The following is a 22,103-nucleotide window of genomic DNA, read 5'->3' on the forward strand; positions in this document are numbered from 1 at the left end:
CACGAGGTTTAGGTTTTGCCTGCCGAAGCAGTGACAACCCTAAATCGGTTGAGCTAAGACGTTAACACTCCCTATTTTGCTGGAGCAAGACCCTACGGCGCCAAATTATTGAACTGTGACCCAGCAGACAAAACCACGTCAGTGGGCGAAATAGTGCATACCGCCGTCTACCGGGATAACCGCACCCGTGATATATCGCGCGAGCGGGGAACACAGAAACGCCGCCAGATTGGCCACATCTTCCGGCTCGCCAAAGTAACCGATCGGGATGTTCTGAGCGATAAACGCCAGGCGTGCCGCCTCGGTCGGGTGCAGCTTTTCACGTACCTGTTCGCTGTTAATCCGCCCGGGTTGCAGTGTATTGACGGTAATGCCTTGTGCCGCTACTTCCCCCGCTAACCCTTTGGCCCACAAATGTATTGCCCCCTTGGCAGCCGTCGCAGCATTCAGACTGCGTGGTTCCATCGAGCCGCTGATGTTGATGACCCGCCCCCATCCCTGCGCCTGCATGCCGGGCAACAGTGCGTGAGTCACCCGACGCGCCGGCGTGAAGTTCAGGGCAAACGCCTCTTCCCAACCCGCATCGCCTTCACTCAATGCGGTCGGGCGGGCACCGCCGACGGCATTAATCACAATATCAATGGTTCCAAACCGGCCCATAGCTTGCGTAAGCATGCGGTCGAGCGCTCCCGCATCGGTAATATCCGCCGCAATCACCCAGGGCCGTACGCCACCCGCTTGTTCTACCTCATCAGCCAGAGCCAGTAAGCGATCTTCACGGCGGGCGGTCGCCACCACGGATACCCCCTGCGCAGCCAGCACCCGGACCATACCCGCACCGATCCCCTCACTCGCACCGGTCACCAGCGCGACACGCCCCTTCAGCCGCAAATACATAAGATTACCTTATTGAATAATTCAATCTGGTTACAACGATAATGCCATTGAATCACACCCCACTCTGTGTGAATATTCCATAAATTTGCAACGATACTGTGCAGGAATTCACTGATGTTCGACTGGCAGGATTTAAAACACTTTGTGGTGCTGACACGCACCGGCTCATTGTCGGCAGCGGCGCGGGAGTTGGGCTGCGATCACGCGACGGTTGGCCGGAGAGTGGCGGCACTGGAGAAATCGCTTGGGCTACGGCTGATTCACCGCCTGCCGCGCAGCACGCCGTTGACCGAGGACGGAAAAATGATTGCCGGGCTGGCAGCCGACGTTGAAAATCAAAGCCATGCCATTGTGCGTCATGCACGCAGCGCCGGGGACACACCGCAAACCCAGGTGCGCATCAGTGCCCCGCCGTCGGTCGCCGCCCGGGTTATCGCTCCGCATATTGCGCAATTTCATCAGGCTTTTCCGCATATTACGTTGGTGCTCTCTGGCGAGTCGGCGATCGCCGAACTGGATCGCGGCGACGCCGAAGTGGCAGTGCGCATGGTGCGGCCACAGCAGCCGGACCTGTTGATAAAACGCATCGGCATTATGCGCTACGCGCTGTACGCCACGCGGCAGCACGCCGCCTTACCAGAGGCCGCCCGGGCTTTTATCGCCTACGACCATCACTACCAACACCAGCCCCATCAACAATGGCTGCAGCAGCTGTTGCAGGGTCGCCCGGTGGTCTTTGAGGCCAGCGATCTTTTCTCTCTGCAAGAAGCCGCACGTTCGGGGCTAGGGGCCGTAGTATTGCCGACGTTTGTTGCCGATAGCGACCCAGAACTCGTGACACTGCCCACGTCAATTGCCGCGCCAACACGCGAGCTATGGCTGGTCACTTATCCCGATCTGGCGCGCTCCCCAGCCATTCGCGCAGTGATGACGTTCCTGACTGAAATCATCGAAAAAAAATGTCCGCCCACGCCATAAAGCATCAGCACTGCTAATTGAATGCTGGACAAAACTCACGCAGGGGATTATTACTGATCGCGGCATAATGGACTTTAGGACTGGCTGAGATCATGACTTTACGTACAGAGTTTGGACGAATTTTGATTACCGGCGCAGGTGGCCGGGTCGCGACGGCATTCCGTCAATCGGTGGGAAATCGCTATCAGCTGCGGCTGGCGGAAAAAGAGCTCGGTCTGCTGACCGATCTGCAACCGGGCGATGAGGTGATCAGTTTCGACATTGCCGATATCGCAGCCTGCCGTGAGGCCTGCGCCAATATCGATACGGTGCTGCACCTGGCGGCCGATCCCTCGCCCGATGCGGACTTTTGTCACTCGCTGATGGATAACAATATCCTCGGCACCTTCAATATTTTTCGGGCAGCCAAAGACGCAGGCTGCAAACGCGTGGTCTTCGCCAGCAGTGCGCAAGCGGTGGAAGGTTACGCACTGGATTACCAAATTCGGCCACAAGATGCCCCCAAACCGAAAAACCTCTACGGGGTAAGCAAAGCATTCGGCGAAGGTATCGCCGCCTATTTTGCCCATCAAGAGGGGCTGTCTGCCTTGTCGGTACGCATCGCCAATTTCACCACGCTAGAATATGGCGAACAGCTCAGTGCTCGTGATATGAGCGCTTTCCTGAGCCACCGCGACGCGGCCGATCTGCTGGAACGTTGCCTGCGTATCGAAGGTGTACACCATGCCGTGGTGCACGGCGTTTCCAACAACCGCTATAAGCGGCTGTCGCTGGAGGAAACCAGCCGCTTGCTCGGCTACTACCCGCAGGATGATGCGTTCAGCATTCTCGGTTTTGCCTAAAGCTTGTTATCAATCCGCTGGAGCACGTAAGGGAAAAATGGGTTGGAGGCAATGCGCATCAGCGAGTCGAGATCGACCACCAACACCGACCGTTCGCCGCGCGCAGCGATGGTGCCAAGGCTGATGCCGAACTCATTGCGCTGCTCGGGGAACCGGCCATACAGTGAATCATTCACCGGGAAGGGCAACGCCACGTGCGACAGCGAATAAATATCCGTCGGGTAGGTCATACCTAGCGGTAGATCGCTTTCGGTGGTCGCTCCAGCCGGTGTAACACGGGCGATCGCCTCACTGCTTTCTGGTGAGGCATTAGCGATCACCGTGGTCTGGTAACGACGTGGCGGTGGTGGCAGCAGCTGACTGACCGCAGCCGCCGCATTTGGCCGCAGCAGTGGCCCAAAATTTATCGTACGATTAACGTCAAATAGCACCAGTTCGCTGCCGTTAGCCGGTAGTTCGTTATATAACGCCCGGATCACCGCCCGGGTGCTCACGGTGGAGTCCATGACAGACTGGAAGGTCAGCACAGGGGCTAATTTCTCCAGCTTTCCGTCACGCGCCGCCAGGGCAATTTGCTGTTGCAGCCCGTTACTGAGCAGATAAGACTGGCGTGCACCATTGACTGGGAATGAATTGTATTTAAAGGGATTAAACTCCGGCAGCACACCGAGCCACGCCGCTTTGGCAAAGGCAGGGAACACGGCAGGCCAGCCGGCAATGCCAGCGAAACGAGCAAAGCTGGTGACGCCGATCATCGGTGAAATCAACACCAACCGCTGCGGCACCGCCAACTGCGGATCATCCAGTGCATCCAACGCATACTTCATCGCCAGCGCCCCGCCGTTGGAAAAGCCTACGATATGCAACGGTTTATCACCACCGGCCTTACTCCGCGCCTCACGCACGGCCAATCGCGTCGCCGCCAACCAGTCGCGCCATTCAATATTGGTCAATGCGCCCGGCACCGTGCCGTGTGCCGGCAGACGAATACCGACCGCCACATAACCGTGTTGCCGATAGTTCTCAGCGATGTGTCGCAGGCTGTAAGGGGAATCGGTCAAACCGTGCAGCAACACCACAGCGCCACGTGGCTCGCCTTGCGGCATCAGTTCGTAAGAACGGTTCCAGTCCCGGACAAAGTGCTCTGGATACACCGGGCTGCCGTCAAAATAGCGGTTAAGGGGGATACGTTCGCTGGCGGAGAGTTTGTCCGTGACGTTAGCCTTCACGTCATCAAATACCCGGCTTTCGGCAGCCAGATAACCCTGCCAATTGGTCTTATCCATCTCGGCGGCAGACAGCTCATGCGGCACAAAAGTATGCCACGGCTCCAGCGCCGGACCGCTTTGGGTGTCGTAAATACGTACCGCAAACAGTGTGAGTAACACGGTAACAACCACGATTGTCAGCCGTTTAGTCCATTTGATTATCGCCCTGGAAGGCATACCCACTCCTGAATTCACGGTTATCCTGCAGCGATTATAGGTGCTAAATGCCATCAGCGGCAGCAGCCGCTCGCACTTTCCAAAACCGGTTGGAACCAGCAGGCCGGGCGAATAACACTATTCACAGCAAGCCACTATCCGTAGTAAGTGTGTTTTTCCTTGGTCCAGTTGGTTTTGGCACCATTCCACCATTGCAAATGTACGTGATGAAGAAAGCTGTCGGCGCGCCAATTCTGGCCTCTGCGGCCAATATCTCAGCGTGCAATCTGGGTGCCTCTGGCGGTGTTTGGCTTGGGGGGATCGCTATTAATGCTGGTTATGGTTTTACTTCACCCAACTGGGTGGGTGAAGTAAAACCATAACCAGCCTTGGTCTGCTAATCGCTGTCTATGCGTTACGGTGAAAACAGGATCTGCCGTCGGAAAATCACGGCTGAATCCCTGGATAAAGGGGGGCCATGAGCGCCCCCTCTTTCGACACATAGTTGATGTTAGTGACTTAATTACGGTTTTTCGGAGATTTTGCGCAGGTATTCGTTATTTTTAAACGCAATGATGATCATTTCGAAGCAAACGCGAGTGAACACGCCGCCGATAATGATAGCAAACAGACCACGGAAGAACTCACCGTAGAACATAGAACCGATCCCGCCGAGAAGAATGCCCAGCAGGCAAAGCCAGTAAACGCCGGTGATGATTTTCGGTGTCAGCATCGCGTCAAAAAAGAAAATGTTTTTCATTGTAAATCCTTCCTTAGGCCAGTATTTAATTATCCCAGAGGCGCCGCATCGGTGCGACACGCCCTTTTTTGTCACACCGGTTATGATAACGAGTAACGCGACGAAAAGCGCACTGAAATCAACAAGCCATTACATAAGGGTTGAGGATGCTTAACAAAACGGGCAAGAAAATACTCGGCGGTTTGGCGGCGTTGTTGCTGTTCAGCCAAAGCGCACTGGCACAGGAAACGCTGATCTTCGTACGCCACGGTGAAAAACCCGCCGACAACAGCGGCCAGTTAACCTGCAAAGGGCTGAACCGCGCGCTGGCGCTGCCAGACGTGCTACTGAACCGTTATGGCAAGCCGGACTTTATCTTTGCCGCCGGGCCGAAAGAGAATAAAACCGGCAGTTCGCTGCGGGCGCTGTCGACCATTATGCCCACCGCCGTACGCGTGGGGTTACCGATCGGCCTTCAGTTCCACGCCAATGATATCGCCGGGTTGCAGCAAGAGCTGCTCAGCGATAAATACCAGAACTCGCGTATCTTCATCGCTTGGGAGCATAAGAATCTCGATAAGGCGGTGAAGAACATCGTTGCCGCACGCGGTGGCGACGCCAGTCTAGTGCCCGAATGGCCAGGCAGCGACTTCGACAGCATCTTTGTGGTTACGCTGGATCAGGGCAAGGTATCATTCAGGCAGGAAAGCGAGGGTTTGACCCAGTTGTCAGAAAATTGCCCTTCTGCAGGATAAGTAAGATTGCAGGCAACTGCTCTGAGAGCTTGATCGTGGGGTCTATTTATAATGGCACCCCCTCTAGAAATAAAAGGGTTATTATCCGTTTAAAATCATTTTGAACAACTCAGGTGGATGGCTTATTGATTTGGCATAGCCAAATAATTATTAACCTGCGGCCCTCTCTTACCCAGACTCAGCCGACTGCCCGCAGTATTCACAAACAAGATCTCATCATCCAGCAGAGAGAAAGTTATTGTACAAAGCGGGAATTTCGACACCCGAGTTCTCTTTTAACTTCCTGCATGATCTTGTTTTGATCGCCCAACATAAAATCTTTGTAGAATACCGGCAGGCTGTTTGAAAACCGCAATATATTCACGCTAATAATAAAAGGGTCATGGAATGCTTGAACTATTTGATATCAGCTACGAAGAGCTGAGAATGACACACTCTAACGAGCTCTACCGGCTGAGAAAGAAAACTTTTAGCGATCGGTTGGGTTGGGACGTAGCATGCAACCTCGATATGGAGTTTGATGAGTTTGATAACTCCGGCACGCGCTACATACTCGGCTTGTGCAAAGGGCAGCTGGTCTGCAGCGTGCGTTTTACCGCGCTGAGCCAGCCCAACATGATAACCCACACATTCCGCACCTGTTTTGACAGCGTGGAGCTCCCCATAGATGGAATAGAATCAAGTCGCTTTTTTGTCGACAAAGCTCGGGCGCGGCGGCTACTTGGCGAGCGGTACCCAGTCAGTCAGGCTCTGTTCCTGGCCATGATCAATTGGGCCCAGCACCATAAACGCAATGACATTCACACAATCGTGAGTCGGGCGATGTTGAGGATACTCGAACGCTCAGGGTGGCAAATCCGCGTACTTAAAGAAGCTTTCCTCAGCGAACGCGAACGTATTTATCTGATAGTTCTACCGACAGGGCAAGAAGATCGGAACCAAATGGCATCAGGGATCATTAGCATGCTTGGTTGTTCGGCACCGTCTGTTATCACCTGGCCGCTGTCGCTGCCGGCGTTATAAGCTCCAGCTCAACGCCCAGCCGGATGGCCTGCCGGGCGTTACTGACGCCCAACTTAACCACAATATTACCCATATGAAACTTCACCGTACTCACGGAAATGCCTGCAATGGCAGCAATCTCTCCATAAGTTTTTCCCATACTGGCCCAATAAAGTACCTCATTCTCCCGATGAGTAAAAATGGGTTTATCCTTGTCTACATGGTGTTTATGACTGTTGGATGAAGCGGAGCCAGCAAGACGATACATCTGTTCATTAATATCGATCAGCAACATCTGCATGGCTCCGCGATCGGACGAGAGCCGCTTTTCCAGTTCACCTTGTCCGTTGTTGGCGATAATGACAGACAACAACGCCAGATTGTTCATATGGTCATGCAGCACAAAAGTGAAGCCGTTCACGATGTTGTACCGTCTAGAAAGCGAGAAAATCTTGGTGAACTTCAGATCTGACATGAGAGTGATATTTTCATCCCACGCAAATGGCGAGGTGCGTTTGAACGCGGTCAGTATCACCGGATCGGTGAGTTGAAAATTATTGGCACGGTAGAGGTCCACCCATTCATCAGGGTAACTGGAAATGATAAGCACATCTGACGGATTTTTCTTTCTAACAACCGTATAAGCGTATTCCGGGCTACCGAGTGCAGACAGCTTTCTGTCGATATGATCTCGGAGCGTTTCCGTTATTGTTTGATTTTCATTGAAGATAGAAAACATACAGGCTCCGTGGCGGTCTGGCTTTCCCTTTAGTGAGACAACCTGAACTTAAGTATAGGTATGGATGGGACTTAAGTACAACTTACGGATTCGGAACCGCAACATATAATGAATCTCGTTAGGCGCTGGAAAAAAAACCTGACCTATACGGTCAGGTAGCCAACACAGCCAACACCAGGGAAAAATTTCCGGTCAGACAGGATATCCAAAAAGTCACTGCTGGCCGGGAGCCTTACTTTAGCACTGCTAATTTATCCTTTCAAACCCATCTTCGCAAAGTGCGCTGATAGGAACGAAGCATTCCGGTACCATTCAGGTAACAATAATTACTAGAAACAAAGTCGACGCCCAAAGAATCAGGAGGAAGAGCGAAAATTATTATACGTGACACCGTTTTGGTAAATCAGATCGCTACTTGAAAAGAATAATAATTTAATATAGTTATTAAGCAGATATAAAGGCGTTATAAAAGACTTACCTTAACCTTCGCTGAATAAGCAAAACCTATCCTGCATCAGAGATTTCCATTGCCGTTAAAATAAATCCATAACCGCCTAGCGCCATTGCCTCAACCAAGGATTCTGATGCTGAATCCTATTAAACCCATTGAAATTCCCCGTTACCTATCTGTCAGCCGCGTAACTGTAACCATTCACGGTAGCGACGGGTAATACGCGAGGTTCGCCACTGATCCACGATCAATGTGAACAACGGCGAATAGCGTACATTCTTAGAGCGGGCACGCCCCAAGGCGCGGAGACGCCGCTTGATCAATGCCATACGGGCAAGCGCCGCCATCATTTGATTCTTCCATGTTACCGGGGTTGGTAATGCATGCGGTTCATGGCCGGCTTTCCATTGCAGCGGCAGATCCGGCACCTCCGCCATGGCCGTCGCGATACCCACAACAGCGACGCCGCTATCCAACACCTGTTGAGCCACAGACTTACGTGCAATACCGCCCGTCGTCATCACCGGCATGCTGGCGACGGCGGCAAGTTCGCGGGCAAACTCCAGAAAATAAGCCTCACGTGCTAGCCGACGACCGTCTGCGGTCTGGCCTTGCATCGCTGGGCTTTCGTAACTGCCGCCAGACAACTCGATCAGATCGACCGGCAGTTTATTCAGCAGCATAATTACCTGTTTCGCATCATCTTCAGAGAATCCACCGCGCTGGAAATCGGCAGAGTTCAACTTAACCGCGACGCAGAAATGGGGAGACACGCGCTCACGTACTCGCTGTACAATCTCCACCAGTAAACGAGCACGGTTATTGAGATTACCCCCCCACTGATCGGTACGCTGGTTAGTGAGCGGTGACAAAAATTGAGAAATCAAATAACCATGCGCCGCGTGGATCTCCACCCCGGTAAAACCTGCCTGCTCGGCGGCATAGGCGGTGGCTGCAAAGCGTTCGATCACCTCGTCGATTTGCTTCAAGCTCATGGCAATGGGTTGCGCAAACAGCTTACTGTGCTTCCCCAGCGCCAGCGGAATCGCGGAGGGTGCCCAAGCGTTGCCACCCATGCTGGCCATCACCTGGCGACCCGGGTGATTGATTTGCATCCAAACCTGAGCCCCGTTTTGGCGTGCGACTTTTGCCCACGCCCTGAACGGTTCCAACGGCGTATTTTCCTCAAGCACCACCCCCCCAGGGCCGGTCATGGCTCGGCCATCAATCATCACGTTGCCGGTAATGATCAAACCGGCACCGCCATCAGCCCAGGATTGATACAAGCGCTGCAGCGTGAGGCCAGGCAGTTGACCTGACTCAGCCATATTCTCTTCCATCGCGGCCTTGGCCAAGCGATTCGGCAAAATACTGCCATTGGGCAGGGTAAGTGGGGTGAACATGATGCTGACTCCTCAATCGACAATAGAATAGTTATACTAAGTTTAAAGTTAACTTTAAGGTCAATAGGGCATGAAGATAGGCGAACTGGCGGAACGTTCCGGGCTAGCCGCATCGGCGATACGTTACTACGAACAGCAAGGGTTACTGCCCAAGACGGTGCGCGGTGCCAATGGATATCGCGTCTATGAAGAAGGTGCTCTGGAGCGCTTGCATATGATTCAGATTGGACAAAATCTGGGTTTCACGCTGGGAGCTATCCGCAAGGTGCTTGCCCTGCAAGGCACGGCATACCAGGATGGGTTGATGCAAGGCATGGATCTACGCTTGGTTGAGATTGACCAACTGATGGAAACCCTGAGTCAACAACGTGAGGCGTTGCTGGATGCCCGACAGAAACTGCTCGAATTAGGGCTGACGGGGATTTGCCAGAACACACCCGAACCAATATTGCCCCCCAAAAGAAGAAGATAAAATCCAAACGATCCTTCTCGTTTTCCTTCCAGCGGGGCTTCGACGCAGCCTGACTGCGCCAGGCGGCTGATTATAGCTTTGGCGGAGATCACAGAAGAACTCGATTGGCGGAAGATCACAGGAGTCGAACCTGCCCAGGACCGCTGGCGGCCCCAACCGGATTTGAAGTCCGGCCGCCCCACCGGGGACGATGATCTTCCTTCGGGAATCGGAAGCAAGGGGCTGATTATAGCGCAGTTTACCCTTGGCGCTAAGAGGGAAATGGCGGTAGCCTCCGGCAATGCACCGGAGGCATACAGGGTTAAGGCTTCAACAGTTCCTTCACGTCCAGCAAGATAAATTCGTTGTCATCCGCCACGTTTGGCTGGCGGCTGGAGGAGAACGGGAAGTTATTATCGTTACCGACGATGATATGACTGCCGTCCACCACGTCCACGTTTTCAATGGTGAAGAACGGGAAGGTCAGTACACCGTCGTTCAGCGGCTTGCGCGCCAGCTTGTTCGGGTCCTGAATGTTCAGCAGATCGATATACGCCAGTTTTTCTACCGGTTTGCCGACGTTGGCATCCGAGAAAGCGATTTTATACACCCGTTTGAACTTCGCTACCTGGCTGAAGCAATTGTCGGTCGGCGCACCCGCAACGCAGGCTTTATCCGGCGTGCCTTCGCCGTTGTCGCGCTCGATCACCAGCCCGTGGGTGGCGTCGATCATATTGAAATCACCGATGGCGTTTTGGTTGTCTTCCAACACGTATTGCCAGCTGCGGCCGGTCCAGGCCTGCTGTTTCACGTCGAACTCCAGCACCCGCAGGTAACGTTTGCCGTCGAGGTTTTCAAACTTCTCGCCATCCCACAGCGCGCCCTCAAGCAACGGGTACAGCTTGCTGCCGTCCGGCGACGCCGCCATGCCTTCAAAGCCTTTAGAACGCGCCACCTGGAAATTCTGTTTGCCGTCCGGCGCCCCCGGCAGCGTCAGCGTCGGGTTATCTGGCGATTTGACGACTTTGCCGTCCACCCTGGTGTCAAACACCGCCAGCACCTTGCCGTTCAGGTCGGCCTTGATCAGATAAGGGCCGAACTCGTCGCCGATCCACAGGGCATTGTCGGCGAACTGGAAGCTTTCCGGATCGAAATCGCTGCCGGTCAGGTAACGCTTGTCGGTGCTCTCATTGATGATATGGAAGGGTACATTTTTATCGGGATCGTGCAGGAATACCGTTTTCAGCGGCGTCACCGTGCCGTTGCTGAAGTCGATTTTGTAATGATTGAGGTACAGCATGGCATCCGGCGAGTTGGCCTTGCTGCCAAAACCGTTGTCGGTCAGTACCCAGTAGGTACCGTCTGGCATATGTTTGATGCCGGAATGCCCCTGTAACGGCTGGCCGTTGATCGGCAGGCCAATACCGGTCATGCGATCGGCGGATTTACCCGCTACGCTGCCCAGTTCGGTCACGCGTTTGCCGCTGGTGTATTTGCCGCTTTGCTGTAAATCGGCAGGCGCATCCTGCGGCGCAGTGACGCTGGATTTTACGGCCAATAGCGCGTGCCCGGCCAAGGTCGCCGGCACCGGTTGGGCGTCAGCCCACAGGTTGGTGCTCAGCGCCATACAGCCAGCCAACAGCGCCAGACGGGTTTTGGTGATGTGCATGTCATGGTTCCCTTTTGTTGTTATTACCCAGAGGTAAAAGCAACGTCACTATAGGGAGCCGCAATGACAAAAATATTATTCGGCGAACGCCCGCCGGTAGCTGTGCGGGTGGAAGCGCCAGGTAATCGCAATAAGCACCACCACCAGCAATGCATGGATTTGCCAGTCCAGCACAAAACCACCGCTGTAATCACGCAGCAGGCCGGAAATATAGGGCGTGGTGCCCGCCAGCAAGAAGCCGATGCCCTGCATAAACGCCACCAACCGCCCCGCTGCCGCAGGGTGAGGTATATGGTCGAGCGCCAGCACCAGGCACAGCGGGAAAGCACCGCCCAATCCTAAACCGGAAAGCAATACCCATACCCACGGCAGTGTCTGCGGCAGGTAGATAAGCCCGACGAAACCAATCAACTGCATGACCAGCGCCAGTAATAACAGCGGGCGACGATCCGCCGAACGCGCCAGCGCTGGCAACAGCAGCGCCCCCACCACCTGCCCAAAGGTCATCAGTGCCAGCAAAGTTCCGCTGGCCTGTGGTTGCCAGCCGAGCTGCATATAATAGGGCGGTAGCCAAGCGATCAGGCTGGTATAACCGCCATTGATCAAACCAAAATAGGCACCGAGTAACCAGGCTCGGCGGCTGAACAGCAGGCTCGGTCCGCGGGAAGTCCCCGACGGCGTCAGGCGTGCCAAGCTACGGCTCACTGGCCACCAGGCGATCAAGGCAACTAATGCCGGCACCGCCCACCACGCCAGTGCGCTGTGCCAGTCATGGCCGATGTTCATCAGCCAGGGGGTAATCGCTGCCCCTAGCCCGCCACCGCCCATCAGCGCCGCAGACCACAACCCGGCCACCAATGCCATTTGTTTTAGAAAGTGATGTTTAATAATGCCGGGCATCACCGCCTGGATCACACCTATCCCCAGCCCACCCAGTACGGCACTCAGCATCAATTGCGTGCTGCCTGGTGCCAGCTCCCGCCAGGCGGCACCCACGCCAATCGCCAGCAAGCTCAACACTACGCTGGTCCGCTCGCTGAACAGGCGGTTGATCGCCCCACCTGCCAGCGCCATCAGCCCCATCATTAACACAGGCAAGGTGGTCAGCAGTGCTGCGCCGCCAAAACTCAGGCCGGTCGCCTGCCGCAACGTCGGCAACAGCGGGCCGATAGAGGTCAGCAACGGCCGCATATTCAAACCAATAAGCACCAAAACCCACAGCAGAGGGTTGAACCAGCGGCGTAAAAGGGGGGGAACTACAAAATGATTTAACACGGTCTATTCCTGAACTTCCGGGATGAGGAGTGCGGGGTCACAGAGTCACCGCCGCAGCGTTGCCTAACTGTAGGCTCCCCCGTTAGTATTGGGAAATTAAATAATAAAATAGCCAACAGTGGGAAAATGAATCGCTACCCGATGTTTAATCCGCAATTACTGCTCAGCTTTGTCGCCGTGTGTGACAGCAACAGCTTCACTCGCGCCGCAGAACGGGTGTTTTTGTCGCAATCCACTGTTAGCCAACAGGTGCGCCGGCTGGAGGATATGCTGGGTAAGCCGCTGTTTGAACGCTCGTCTCATCAGGTGCTCCTCACCGAAGAGGGGGTGAAACTGTTGAGCTATGCGCGGCGGATCATTGCACTGAATGAGGAAGCGCACGATGCCTTAACCGGCATCTGGCGTGATGGCGTGTTAAGACTGGGAATGCCCGAGGATTTTGCCGCACCGACCACCGAATTGCTGGCAGAGTTTAGCCGCGCCCACCCGCATTTGCGGTTGGACGTCACCAGCGGCCTGAGCGCGGATCTGCACAGCGCCTACGCCCGTGAAGAACTGGACCTGATTTTGGTAAAACAGCGCCGTAACCAACCGCCGCGCGCCGCCAGGCCGGAGCCGCTGCTGTGGCTCGATAGCCTGGCCTTCCCGGCGATTGAGCAATCTCCGGTACCGTTGGCGGTGTTCCCGCTCAATGGGCTATACCGCGACGATTTGTGCCAGGCATTGGATAATCTGGGCAAGCGGTGGCGCATCGGCTACAGCAGCACCAGTCTGGCAGCACTCACAGCCGCTTCTGCCGCCGGATTGGGCGTAACGCTGTTACCCGCCGGCTGTCGCTTGCCAAGCCACCGGGTACTGGGCATCGCCGAAGGATTGCCGCCGATAGACAACATTGAACTGGCGCTGTATTACCGCGACGGCGCCCCCGCTGCCACCCCGGCACTGGCCGAACGGTTAAAAGCGTTTTGTGGGTTGGTGTGAGCTAACCTGTTGCCTTATCAGCTACACATGTAGCCATTATGGCTACATCCGGCCTAATAGCTAACCTCGCCATAGCGCTCGCGATACTCTTTGGGTGTCATGTCATAGCCTTTTTTGAACACCGAATAGAAATATTGCAACGACGGGTAGCCGCACATTTGCGAGATTTCGTTGATGGTCAACGAGGTTGCCTTCAGCAGGTTACAGGCTCGATCCAGCTTTTCCTGATGGATCACATGGTGGATGGTTTCGCCGGTTTCATCCCTGAAGCGTTTTTCAAGATTGGAACGCGACAGGCCAACCGCATCCAGCACCTGTTCGACCTTGATGCCCTTGCAGGCGTGGTGACGAATATAATGCATGGCCTGAATCACCGCCGGGTCACGCAGCGAACGGAAATCGGTAGAACGACGCTCGATCACCTTCACCGGCGGCACCAAAATGCGTTGTAGCGACATCTCGCGGCTATCCAGCAGTTGATGAAGCAGCTTGGCGGCACGATAGCCCATCTGGCGGGTGCCCTGCGCCACCGAAGACAACGCCACCCGCGACAGGTAACGGGTCAGTTCTTCATTGTCGATACCAATTACGCACAGCTTTTCGGGCACCGCGATATCCAGATGTTCGCAAACCTGCAGCAGATGGCGCGCACGCGCATCGGTCACGGCGATAATGCCGGTCTGCTGTGGCAACGTCTGCACCCAGTCCGCCAGCCGGTTCTGGGCGTATTGCCAGTTCTCCGGCGCGGTGGCCATGCCCTGATAGACCACGCCCTGATACTGCTCCAGCAGCACCCGCTGACGAAAAGCATATTCACGTTCCTGCGCCCAGCGCTTGCCGCCTTCGCTCGGTAATCCGTAGAAGGCAAACCGATTAATGCCCTTTTCCTTCAGGTGAGTGAACGCCGCCTCTATCAGTGCCTGATTATCCGTGGCGATATAGTGCACCGGCGGGTAATCCTCTTCACGGTGATAAGAACCGCCCACACCGACAATCGGCACCTTGACGTTATGCAGCAAATGTTCGATTTCGCGGTCGTCGAAATCGGCAATCACCCCATCACCCAGCCAATCCTTGATGTTGTCGATACGGCAGCGAAAATCCTCTTCGATAAAGATATCCCAGTCGCACTGTGAAGCCTGTAAATACTCCCCAACACCCTCAACCACCTGGCGGTCATACACTTTATTGGCGTTGAATAGCAACGTGATACGAAAGCGCTTTTCGAACATGCGGCATCCCCGGTAAGTAGACTGCTCTCTGGGATAACACAACCTCTCTGTGGGAGCAGCAGGCATCACCTCATAACTGTGATCTCTAAAGCTATATCCAAAATCATTGACGTTGTATCAAGGCGGCAAAGGAACTCATTCCGATGAGCTTACTTAAGTAAGTGATTCGGGTGAGTGACAAATCTGCTAGGAGCAGATTTGAACGCTGCTTGCAGCGGCCCCGTAAGGGGTGAGACCCAGGGATGGGCTGAATAACGCAGCCAACACAGATACAGCGTCAAGTATGAAGAATATATTCTTAAGCCCGGCGTTTGGTGGCGGAGTCCATCCATACCGCCAGCAGCAAAATGCCGCCCTTGACGATGTACTGCCAGAACGTCGGTACGTCCAGCATGCTCATGCCGTTATCCAGCGATGCCATAATGAACGCCCCCATCACCGCCCCGGCCACGCTGCCTATGCCGCCTGCCAGGCTGGTGCCGCCGATCACGCAGGCGGCGATAGCGTCCAGCTCGGCGATATTGCCCGCCGAAGGCGAACCGGCGCCTAACCGCGAACTGAGGATAAGACCGGCAATCGCCACCATGAGACCGTTAATGGCAAATACCGCCAGTTTGGTGCGCTCGACGTTGACCCCCGATAAGCGCGCAGCATCAATATTGCCGCCAATAGCGTAGATCCGGCGGCCAAAGGCCGTGCGGGTAGCCATAAATATTCCCGCCAGCATCAACGCGGTCAGAATTAACACCGGCGTAGGTACCCCGCGGTAATCGTTGAGCAAATAGATTGCGCCGAGTACCAGCAGCGCCAAAATGCTTTGTCTGGTCACGTCACCGGCAGGCGCCGCTACGGGCAAGCCGAGCTGTACGCGTCGGCTACGCCGCCGCCATTACCATACCACAAACAGTGTCAGCCCCACCGCGCCGATACCGAACCCCAGCCCGCTCGGCAGATAACTCTGGCCGATTTGCGACATGGCGCCGCTGGTCGGTGCCACCGTGGTGCCATTAGTGATGCCGATCAGGATGCCACGAAAGGCCAGCATCCCCGCCAAAGTGACGATAAACGAAGGGACTTTGCGGTAGGCAACCCACCAGCCGTTCCAGGCGCCCAACAACAGACCGGCCAACAGTGTCACCACGATGGTCAGCGGCAGCGGCCAACCGAACCAGACGTCAAAAATCGCCGCTGCGCCGCCCAATAACCCCATCATCGAACCGACCGACAGATCGATTTCAGCCGAAACGATCACAAACACCATGCCAACCGCCAAAATACCGGTGATCGCCGTCTGGCGTAGCAGGTTGGAGATATTACGCGCGCTGAGATAGGCCCCTTCGGTGGTAAAGGTAAAGAACAGCATAATAACGACTATCGCCGCCAGCATGACAAACACCTGCAAATTAATGGCGTTCCGCTTCACTGTCGGTGTTTTCTCCACCCTTGGTGGCGCGATCGCCTCAGACTGCGTATTTTTCGACATCTGTTTCACTCCTCAATGCGGCTTCCATCACCTGTTCCTGGGTAAGGCCGCGGTTGATCAACGACGCCTTGATGCGCCCCTGGTGCATCACCAGTACCCTATCGCTTAATCCCAGCACTTCCGGCAACTCGGAAGACACCACAATCACCGCAATGCCTTGCTGTACCAGTTGATTAATTAACTTATAGATTTCCTGTTTTGCACCGATGTCGATGCCGCGCGTTGGTTCATCCAGAATGAGAATCTTCGGCTTCAGCAGCAGGCACTTGGCCAGAATCGCCTTCTGTTGATTGCCACCGCTCAACCGGGCGATAGCCAATTCAGGAGAGGAGGTTTTCACCTTAAGTTGAGCCAGGGATTGGCGAATGGTCGCCTGTTCCCGGGCATCGTCGATCACGGTTAATACGCCGCTGAAGTCGTTCAGCGCTGCCAATGTCATATTGGCTCCCACGCCCATCACAGGAACGATGCCATCGCGCTTGCGGTCTTCCGGTACCATAGCGATGCCGTACCCTATCGCCTGGCGGCAATTATTTATGATGGCCGGCTGACCATTGAGGGTGATGCTGCCCTGCCAACGGCCAGGGTAGACGCCGAACAGGCACTGCATGGTCTCGGTACGCCCAGAGCCGACCAGCCCAGCCACGCCGAGTATCTCGCCGCGCCGTAGGCTGAAGGAAATATCATCCACCCGGCGAACCTGACGGTTTACCGGATGCCAGGCGGTCAGATTGTCCACCTGCAAGATCACCTCGCCTATCTCATGCTGTTGTTGCGGATACAGCTCGGTCAGCTCACGCCCCACCATCATGGAGATAATGTCGTCCTCGCTCATCAACGCCGCCGAACGTGTTCCTATATGCTTGCCGTCGCGGATCACGCAGATCAGATCCGAGATCGCCTTCACCTCGTTCAGCTTGTGCGAAATATAGATGCAGGCGATGCCGTGATCCCGCAGATCGCCGATGATTGCCAGCAGCGTTGCGGTTTCGCTTTCAGTCAGCGACGCCGTAGGTTCATCCAACACCAGCAACCGCACCTGTTTGTTCAGCGCCTTGGCGATCTCCACCAGCTGTTGCTGCCCCAACCCCAATTCGCCAATCGGGGTATTGGGATCGACCTCCAGCTTGACCTGCGCCAGCATGCGTCGGCAGCGCAGGTACATGGCGTCATAATCCATCACGCCGTATCGCCGCCATTCATTGCCGAGAAACATGTTTTCCAGCACCGTCATTTGCTTTACCAGCGCCAGCTCCTGGTGAATGATGGCGATGCCTTTCTGCTCCGTGTCGCGGATGTTTTTCGCCACCAATAAATCATCAGAGAAATAAATATCTCCCTGATAACTGCCGTGCGGATATATTCCGCACAGCACTTTCATCAGGGTGGATTTTCCCGAACCGTTCTCACCACACAGCGATAATACCTGGCCGGCCTCCAATTTCAGACTGACATTATCCACCGCCTTAACCTCACCGAACTGCATGGTAATATTTTTCATTTCTAATAGGCTGGGCATTATTCCCTCCACATTACCGGCTGTCTTGATTAATTAATGTCGGCTTTTTTATGGAAACCGTCGGCAATAATGGTGCTTTCAATATTCGTTTTATCAACCGGGATCGGCGTTAATAACCAGGATGCCACTTCTTTGCTGCCATTATTTAAGGTGGCGTTAGTTTTCGGCTGTTCGCCCTTGCCCAATTGCACGGCAATGTCCGCGGCCTCATCGGCCAATTTGCTGATCGGCTTATAGACCGTCATGGTCTGGGTACCGGCGACAATGCGCTTCACCGCAGCCAGATCGGCGTCCTGGCCGGAAATGGCCACTTTGCCCGCCAGGCCCTGTGCAGCCAGGGCCTGGATCGCGCCTCCGGCAGTGGCGTCGTTAGAGGCGACCACCGCGTCAATGTTGTTATTGTTGGCAGTCAGCGCATTTTCCATGATTTTTAATGCGTTTTCCGGCAACCATCCGTCGACCCACTGATCGCCCACCAGCTTGATTTTCCCGTCGTCGATCAGCGGTTGCAGCACCTTCATTTGGCCCTGACGGAACAGTTTGGCGTTGTTATCTACAGGCGAGCCGCCCATCAGGAAATAATTGCCCTGCGGTACCCGCTGTACCAGACTTTTCGCCTGCAACTCACCGACCTTTTCATTATCAAAGGAGATGTAGAAATCAATATCGGCGTTATTGATCATGCGGTCGTAAGCCAAGACCTTAATGCCTTCCCGCTTGGCTTCGCTGATGACGTGACTCAATACCTGGCCGTTGTAGGGAATAATCACCAGCACGTCGACACCGCGGTTGATCATATTCTCAATCTGCGCCATTTGGGTTTCTTCATTGCCGTTGGCTGATTGGACAAACACGTCTGCTCCCAGCGACTTGGCTTTGCTGACGAAGATGTCGCGATCTTTTTGCCAGCGTTCAAGACGCAGGTCATCGATCGCCATGCCGATTTTGACTTCTTTGCTGAATGCCGGTTGGCTGGCCAGCGCCAGCAGTGCGCAGACCGAAAGGAACACAGGTTTAAATTTCATCTTATATACCTTTGTTATTTAACGTGTAAGGGCAATAATTGAAACAGGCTGGTGATGCAACTTAGAGCGGATTGTTATCGCTTATTTATTATTCGGCAATTACTGATTTTTACCGGCCAATTATGATTTTTGGTTTAATGTTATTTTTATGATGGCGGTCATGCTTTCACGCTGAAAAACAGCAGGTCGACAAATAAAAACGAATTAAGCCTTAAATAAACTGCGGTTATATTCAATTATGAGATCTGTCGCACATTTAATAATTCTGTGAATTTAACTGTGAAATAACGTAATTGAGCCGCCTGTCGCAAACTCCGAAGATAAAGCCATCCCGTAAACCGGGCATTGCTACCCAGGAGTCGATAATGCAATCTTATTTTGATCAGCTTGAGCAAGTGCGCTACGAAGGCCCCACCAGTCATAATCCGCTGGCCTTTCACCATTACAACCCGGATGAACTGGTGCTCGGCAAGCGCATGGCGGAGCACCTGCGCTTTGCCGCCTGCTACTGGCACACCTTCTGCTGGAACGGTGCGGACATGTTCGGCGTCGGCGCGTTCGATCGCCCCTGGCAGCAACCCGGCGACGCACTGGCACTGGCCAAGCGCAAAGCCGACGTGGCGTTCGAGTTTTTCCACAAGCTGAATGTGCCTTACTACTGCTTCCATGACGTCGACGTCTCGCCGGAAGGCGCCTTGCTGAAAGAGTATCTGCACAACTTTGCGGTCATGACCGACGTGCTGGAAGAAAAGCAGCACAGCAGCGGCGTGAAACTGCTGTGGGGCACCGCCAACTGCTTTACCCATCCGCGTTACGGTGCCGGTGCCGCCACCAACCCGGATCCGGAGGTCTTCAGTTGGGCAGCCACTCAAGTGTTCACCGCCATGAACGCCACCCAGCGGCTGGGCGGTGAAAACTACGTGTTGTGGGGCGGTCGTGAAGGCTATGAAACCCTGCTCAATACCGATCTGCGGCAGGAGCGCGAACAAATTGGTCGCTTTATGCAAATGGTGGTGGAGCACAAGCATAAAACCGGCTTCCAGGGCACCCTGCTGATTGAACCCAAGCCGCAGGAGCCGACCAAACACCAATACGACTACGATGTCGCCACCGTCTACGGCTTCCTCAAGCAGTTCGGCCTGGAAAAAGAGATTAAGGTGAATATCGAAGCCAACCACGCCACGCTGGCGGGTCACTCATTCCACCATGAGATCGCCACCGCCATCGCGCTGGGTATCTTCGGTTCTGTCGATGCCAATCGGGGTGACCCGCAACTGGGCTGGGATACCGATCAGTTCCCGATCAGCGTAGAAGAGAACGCGCTGGTCATGTTCGAGATCCTCAAGGCCGGGGGCTTTACCACCGGCGGGTTGAACTTCGATGCCAAGGTCCGTCGCCAAAGCACCGACAAGTACGATCTGTTCTATGGCCATATCGGCGCCATGGATACGATGGCTCTGGCACTGAAGGTTGCGGCAAAAATGGTGGCTGACGGTCAGCTACATCAGCAGGTATCGAAACGCTATGCCGGCTGGAATGGTGAATTGGGCCAGCAAATTTTGCAGGGCAAACTGTCGCTCGAAGCGCTGGCACAGTACGCTGAAGGACATGCACTGGCGCCACAGCACGTCAGCGGCCGCCAGGAACAGCTCGAAAACCTGATGAACCGCTATTTGTTCGGCTAATTGACCCCGCGCGGCACTCGCCGCGCCTTTAAGGATCTTTTCAATGTATATCGGCATCGATCTCGGCACGTCCGGCGTAAAAGTCATTTTGCTCAGTGAGCAGGGCCAACTGCTTGCCAGCCATGGTGAGTCGTTGCCTATATCCCGCCCCCATTCCCTGTGGTCAGAACAAGCGCCGCAGGACTGGTGGCTCGCCACCGATCGCGCCATGCTGGCGCTGGGTAAGCAGCACAGCCTGCAACAGGTGAAAGCCATTGGCCTCAGCGGGCAGATGCACGGCGCCACGCTGTTAGATGCGCGGCAACAGGTATTACGCCCGGCAATCTTGTGGAATGACGGCAGAAGTGGTGCGCAATGCCAGGCGCTGGAACAGGCGGTGCCGCAATCACGGCAAATCACCGGTAACCTGATGATGCCGGGTTTCACCGCCCCTAAACTGCTGTGGGTACAACAACATGAACCCCAGCTCTTTGAACAGATCGATAAAGTACTGTTGCCGAAAGATTATTTACGCTGGTGTATCACCGGTGAATTCGCCAGCGACATGTCGGACGCCGCTGGCACCGGCTGGCTGAACGTGGCGCAGCGTGACTGGAGTGACGAGATGCTGGCCGCCTGCGGCCTGAACCGCCGCCAAATGCCACACCTCTTCGAGGGCAACCAGATTACCGGGCAAACGCATACCGACCTGGCCCGGCGCTGGGGTATGCCGCCAGTACCCGTCGTGGCAGGCGGGGGGGATAATGCCGCCGGGGCTATCGGTGTCGGGTTGTATCAGGCCGGACAGGCTATGCTGTCGCTTGGTACTTCCGGCGTCTACTTTGCAGTCAGCGACGGCTTTCTCAGCAACCCGGCCAGCGCGGTGCACAGCTTTTGCCATGCGCTGCCTGACACCTGGCACCTGATGTCAGTTACCCTCAGTGCAGCATCCTGTCTGGACTGGGTGTGCAAACTGACCAACGTCGATGACGTCGCCACTTTGCTGCGCAATGTCGAACAGGCCCCCCCGGCGGCGGCCCCGCTGTGGTTTTTGCCCTATCTGTCCGGCGAACGCACGCCGCACAACAACCCCAATGCCAAAGGCGCCTTCTGGGGCCTGACCCATCAACATGGGCCGAACGATCTGGCGCGAGCCGTGCTGGAGGGCGTCGGCTTCGCCCTGGCGGACGGTATGGATGTATTGCATGCCAGCGGTTTGCAACCCTCTGGCATCACCCTGATTGGCGGCGGCGCACGCAGCCCATTCTGGCGGCAGATGCTGGCAGATATCAGTGGTCAACGGCTGGAGTATCGCACCGGCGGCGACGTTGGCCCGGCGCTGGGTGCCGCCCGACTGGCCCAAATTGCCCTGAACCCGCAGCGCCCACTCAGCGCGCTGCTGCCTGAGTTGCCGCTGGAGCAGGTGCATATCCCCGATGCCGAGCGCCACTCGCATTACACTGCGCTGCGCAGCACCTTCCGCGAGCTCTATTCCCGCCTGTTACCCTTGATGTAAAACCGGGAGGGGGCAAACAGCGCCCCCTTATTATTGCCAAATCGAATAGTCGCCAGTG

The 22,103-nt window shown here is 55.2% G+C and carries 19 protein-coding genes, 1 tRNA gene and 1 pseudogene; 9 read left to right on the forward strand and 12 right to left on the reverse strand.

Annotated elements, in window-relative coordinates:
- Positions 1-138: 138 nt before the first annotated feature.
- A complete protein-coding gene (locus AC2FCQ_RS13185) occupies positions 139-897 on the reverse strand; it encodes an SDR family NAD(P)-dependent oxidoreductase (RefSeq protein ID WP_404760612.1) in 759 nt (252 codons plus the stop codon).
- A gap of 114 nt (positions 898-1,011) precedes the next feature.
- Between AC2FCQ_RS13185 and AC2FCQ_RS13190 the strand changes: the two genes are divergently transcribed.
- Positions 1,012-1,875 carry a LysR family transcriptional regulator gene (locus tag AC2FCQ_RS13190; protein WP_490308375.1) on the forward strand — a complete coding sequence of 288 codons (864 nt, stop codon included), beginning with the start codon at positions 1,012-1,014 and terminating at the stop codon, positions 1,873-1,875.
- A gap of 92 nt (positions 1,876-1,967) precedes the next feature.
- Positions 1,968-2,717 carry an NAD-dependent epimerase/dehydratase family protein gene (locus AC2FCQ_RS13195; protein ID WP_209637916.1) on the forward strand — a complete coding sequence of 250 codons (750 nt, stop codon included), beginning with the start codon at positions 1,968-1,970 and terminating at the stop codon, positions 2,715-2,717.
- Here AC2FCQ_RS13195 and AC2FCQ_RS13200 read toward each other — a convergent pair.
- Positions 2,714-4,162 (reverse strand): alpha/beta hydrolase, encoded by a 1,449-nt coding sequence (locus AC2FCQ_RS13200; RefSeq protein ID WP_490308376.1) that lies wholly within the window; start codon positions 4,160-4,162, stop codon positions 2,714-2,716. The two genes, AC2FCQ_RS13195 and AC2FCQ_RS13200, sit on opposite strands and share 4 nt — an antisense overlap.
- Positions 4,163-4,209: 47 nt before the next feature.
- On the opposite strand from AC2FCQ_RS13200, the gene AC2FCQ_RS13205 reads away from it, so the two are divergent.
- Positions 4,210-4,524 (forward strand): hypothetical protein, encoded by a 315-nt coding sequence (locus AC2FCQ_RS13205; RefSeq protein WP_490308377.1) that lies wholly within the window; start codon positions 4,210-4,212, stop codon positions 4,522-4,524.
- 140 nt (positions 4,525-4,664) lie between these two features.
- Here AC2FCQ_RS13205 and AC2FCQ_RS13210 read toward each other — a convergent pair whose 3' ends face one another.
- Positions 4,665-4,901: a DUF4282 domain-containing protein gene (locus AC2FCQ_RS13210; RefSeq protein WP_209637920.1), complete on the reverse strand. Its 237-nt coding sequence runs from the start codon at positions 4,899-4,901 to the stop codon at positions 4,665-4,667.
- A 146-nt stretch (positions 4,902-5,047) separates the two neighbouring features.
- Between AC2FCQ_RS13210 and AC2FCQ_RS13215 the strand changes: the two genes are divergently transcribed.
- Together AC2FCQ_RS13215 and AC2FCQ_RS13220 are read left to right on the forward strand one after the other, a co-directional pair.
- Positions 5,048-5,635, forward strand: coding sequence for a histidine phosphatase family protein (locus AC2FCQ_RS13215; RefSeq protein WP_209637921.1), 588 nt, complete (start codon positions 5,048-5,050; stop codon positions 5,633-5,635).
- A 387-nt stretch (positions 5,636-6,022) separates the two neighbouring features.
- A complete protein-coding gene (locus tag AC2FCQ_RS13220; protein ID WP_209637923.1) occupies positions 6,023-6,658 on the forward strand; it encodes an acyl-homoserine-lactone synthase in 636 nt (211 codons plus the stop codon).
- On the opposite strand, the gene AC2FCQ_RS13225 is transcribed toward AC2FCQ_RS13220, so the two are convergent.
- Together AC2FCQ_RS13225 and AC2FCQ_RS13230 are read right to left on the reverse strand one after the other, a co-directional pair.
- On the reverse strand, positions 6,627-7,376 hold the full coding sequence (locus AC2FCQ_RS13225) for a LuxR family transcriptional regulator (RefSeq protein WP_209637925.1): 750 nt from the start codon (positions 7,374-7,376) through the stop codon (positions 6,627-6,629). The genes AC2FCQ_RS13220 and AC2FCQ_RS13225 overlap by 32 nt on opposite strands.
- A gap of 630 nt (positions 7,377-8,006) precedes the next feature.
- Positions 8,007-9,230, reverse strand: a complete 1,224-nt coding sequence (locus AC2FCQ_RS13230; RefSeq protein ID WP_490308378.1) for an NADH:flavin oxidoreductase/NADH oxidase family protein — start codon at positions 9,228-9,230, stop codon at positions 8,007-8,009.
- Positions 9,231-9,300: 70 nt separating this feature from the next.
- Here AC2FCQ_RS13230 and AC2FCQ_RS13235 point away from each other — a divergent pair, with 70 nt between their 5' ends.
- On the forward strand, positions 9,301-9,702 hold the full coding sequence (locus AC2FCQ_RS13235) for a MerR family transcriptional regulator (protein WP_209637929.1): 402 nt from the start codon (positions 9,301-9,303) through the stop codon (positions 9,700-9,702).
- A 105-nt stretch (positions 9,703-9,807) separates the two neighbouring features.
- On the opposite strand, the gene AC2FCQ_RS13240 is transcribed toward AC2FCQ_RS13235, so the two are convergent.
- The 3 genes from AC2FCQ_RS13240 to AC2FCQ_RS13250 all read right to left on the reverse strand — a co-directional run bounded on the left by AC2FCQ_RS13240 (position 9,808) and on the right by AC2FCQ_RS13250 (position 12,625).
- A tRNA-Sec gene (locus AC2FCQ_RS13240) sits at positions 9,808-9,902 on the reverse strand.
- 101 nt (positions 9,903-10,003) lie between these two features.
- Positions 10,004-11,350, reverse strand: coding sequence for an esterase-like activity of phytase family protein (locus AC2FCQ_RS13245; protein ID WP_209637959.1), 1,347 nt, complete (start codon positions 11,348-11,350; stop codon positions 10,004-10,006).
- Positions 11,351-11,425: 75 nt separating this feature from the next.
- Positions 11,426-12,625, reverse strand: a complete 1,200-nt coding sequence (locus AC2FCQ_RS13250; RefSeq protein ID WP_490308379.1) for a CynX/NimT family MFS transporter — start codon at positions 12,623-12,625, stop codon at positions 11,426-11,428.
- Positions 12,626-12,751: 126 nt separating this feature from the next.
- Here AC2FCQ_RS13250 and AC2FCQ_RS13255 point away from each other — a divergent pair, with 126 nt between their 5' ends.
- Positions 12,752-13,606: a LysR family transcriptional regulator gene (locus AC2FCQ_RS13255; RefSeq protein ID WP_209637963.1), complete on the forward strand. Its 855-nt coding sequence runs from the start codon at positions 12,752-12,754 to the stop codon at positions 13,604-13,606.
- Positions 13,607-13,659: 53 nt separating this feature from the next.
- Here AC2FCQ_RS13255 and xylR read toward each other — a convergent pair whose 3' ends face one another.
- The 4 genes and pseudogenes from xylR to xylF form a co-directional block, all read right to left on the reverse strand.
- Entirely contained in the window at positions 13,660-14,838 is a 1,179-nt protein-coding gene (gene xylR / locus AC2FCQ_RS13260) for a D-xylose utilization transcriptional activator XylR (RefSeq protein WP_209637965.1), read from the reverse strand.
- Positions 14,839-15,136: 298 nt separating this feature from the next.
- Positions 15,137-16,321: pseudogene (gene xylH, locus AC2FCQ_RS13265) on the reverse strand (xylose ABC transporter permease XylH).
- On the reverse strand, positions 16,299-17,840 hold the full coding sequence (locus AC2FCQ_RS13270; protein ID WP_490308380.1) for a xylose ABC transporter ATP-binding protein: 1,542 nt from the start codon (positions 17,838-17,840) through the stop codon (positions 16,299-16,301). Before AC2FCQ_RS13270 ends, xylH begins: the two are co-directional and overlap by 23 nt.
- Positions 17,841-17,869: 29 nt before the next feature.
- The gene (gene xylF / locus AC2FCQ_RS13275) at positions 17,870-18,865 is read right to left on the reverse strand and encodes a D-xylose ABC transporter substrate-binding protein (RefSeq protein ID WP_490308381.1); all 996 of its coding nucleotides are present in this window, start codon (positions 18,863-18,865) and stop codon (positions 17,870-17,872) included.
- A gap of 365 nt (positions 18,866-19,230) precedes the next feature.
- On the opposite strand from xylF, the gene xylA reads away from it, so the two are divergent.
- Both xylA and xylB read left to right on the forward strand, forming a co-directional pair.
- Positions 19,231-20,550 carry a xylose isomerase gene (gene xylA, locus AC2FCQ_RS13280; RefSeq protein ID WP_490308382.1) on the forward strand — a complete coding sequence of 440 codons (1,320 nt, stop codon included), beginning with the start codon at positions 19,231-19,233 and terminating at the stop codon, positions 20,548-20,550.
- A 43-nt stretch (positions 20,551-20,593) separates the two neighbouring features.
- Positions 20,594-22,045, forward strand: coding sequence for a xylulokinase (gene xylB / locus AC2FCQ_RS13285; protein WP_265556668.1), 1,452 nt, complete (start codon positions 20,594-20,596; stop codon positions 22,043-22,045).
- Positions 22,046-22,103 lie beyond the last annotated feature (58 nt).

This window comes from Serratia sp. CoH_134_PS_4, from assembly GCF_058190535.1.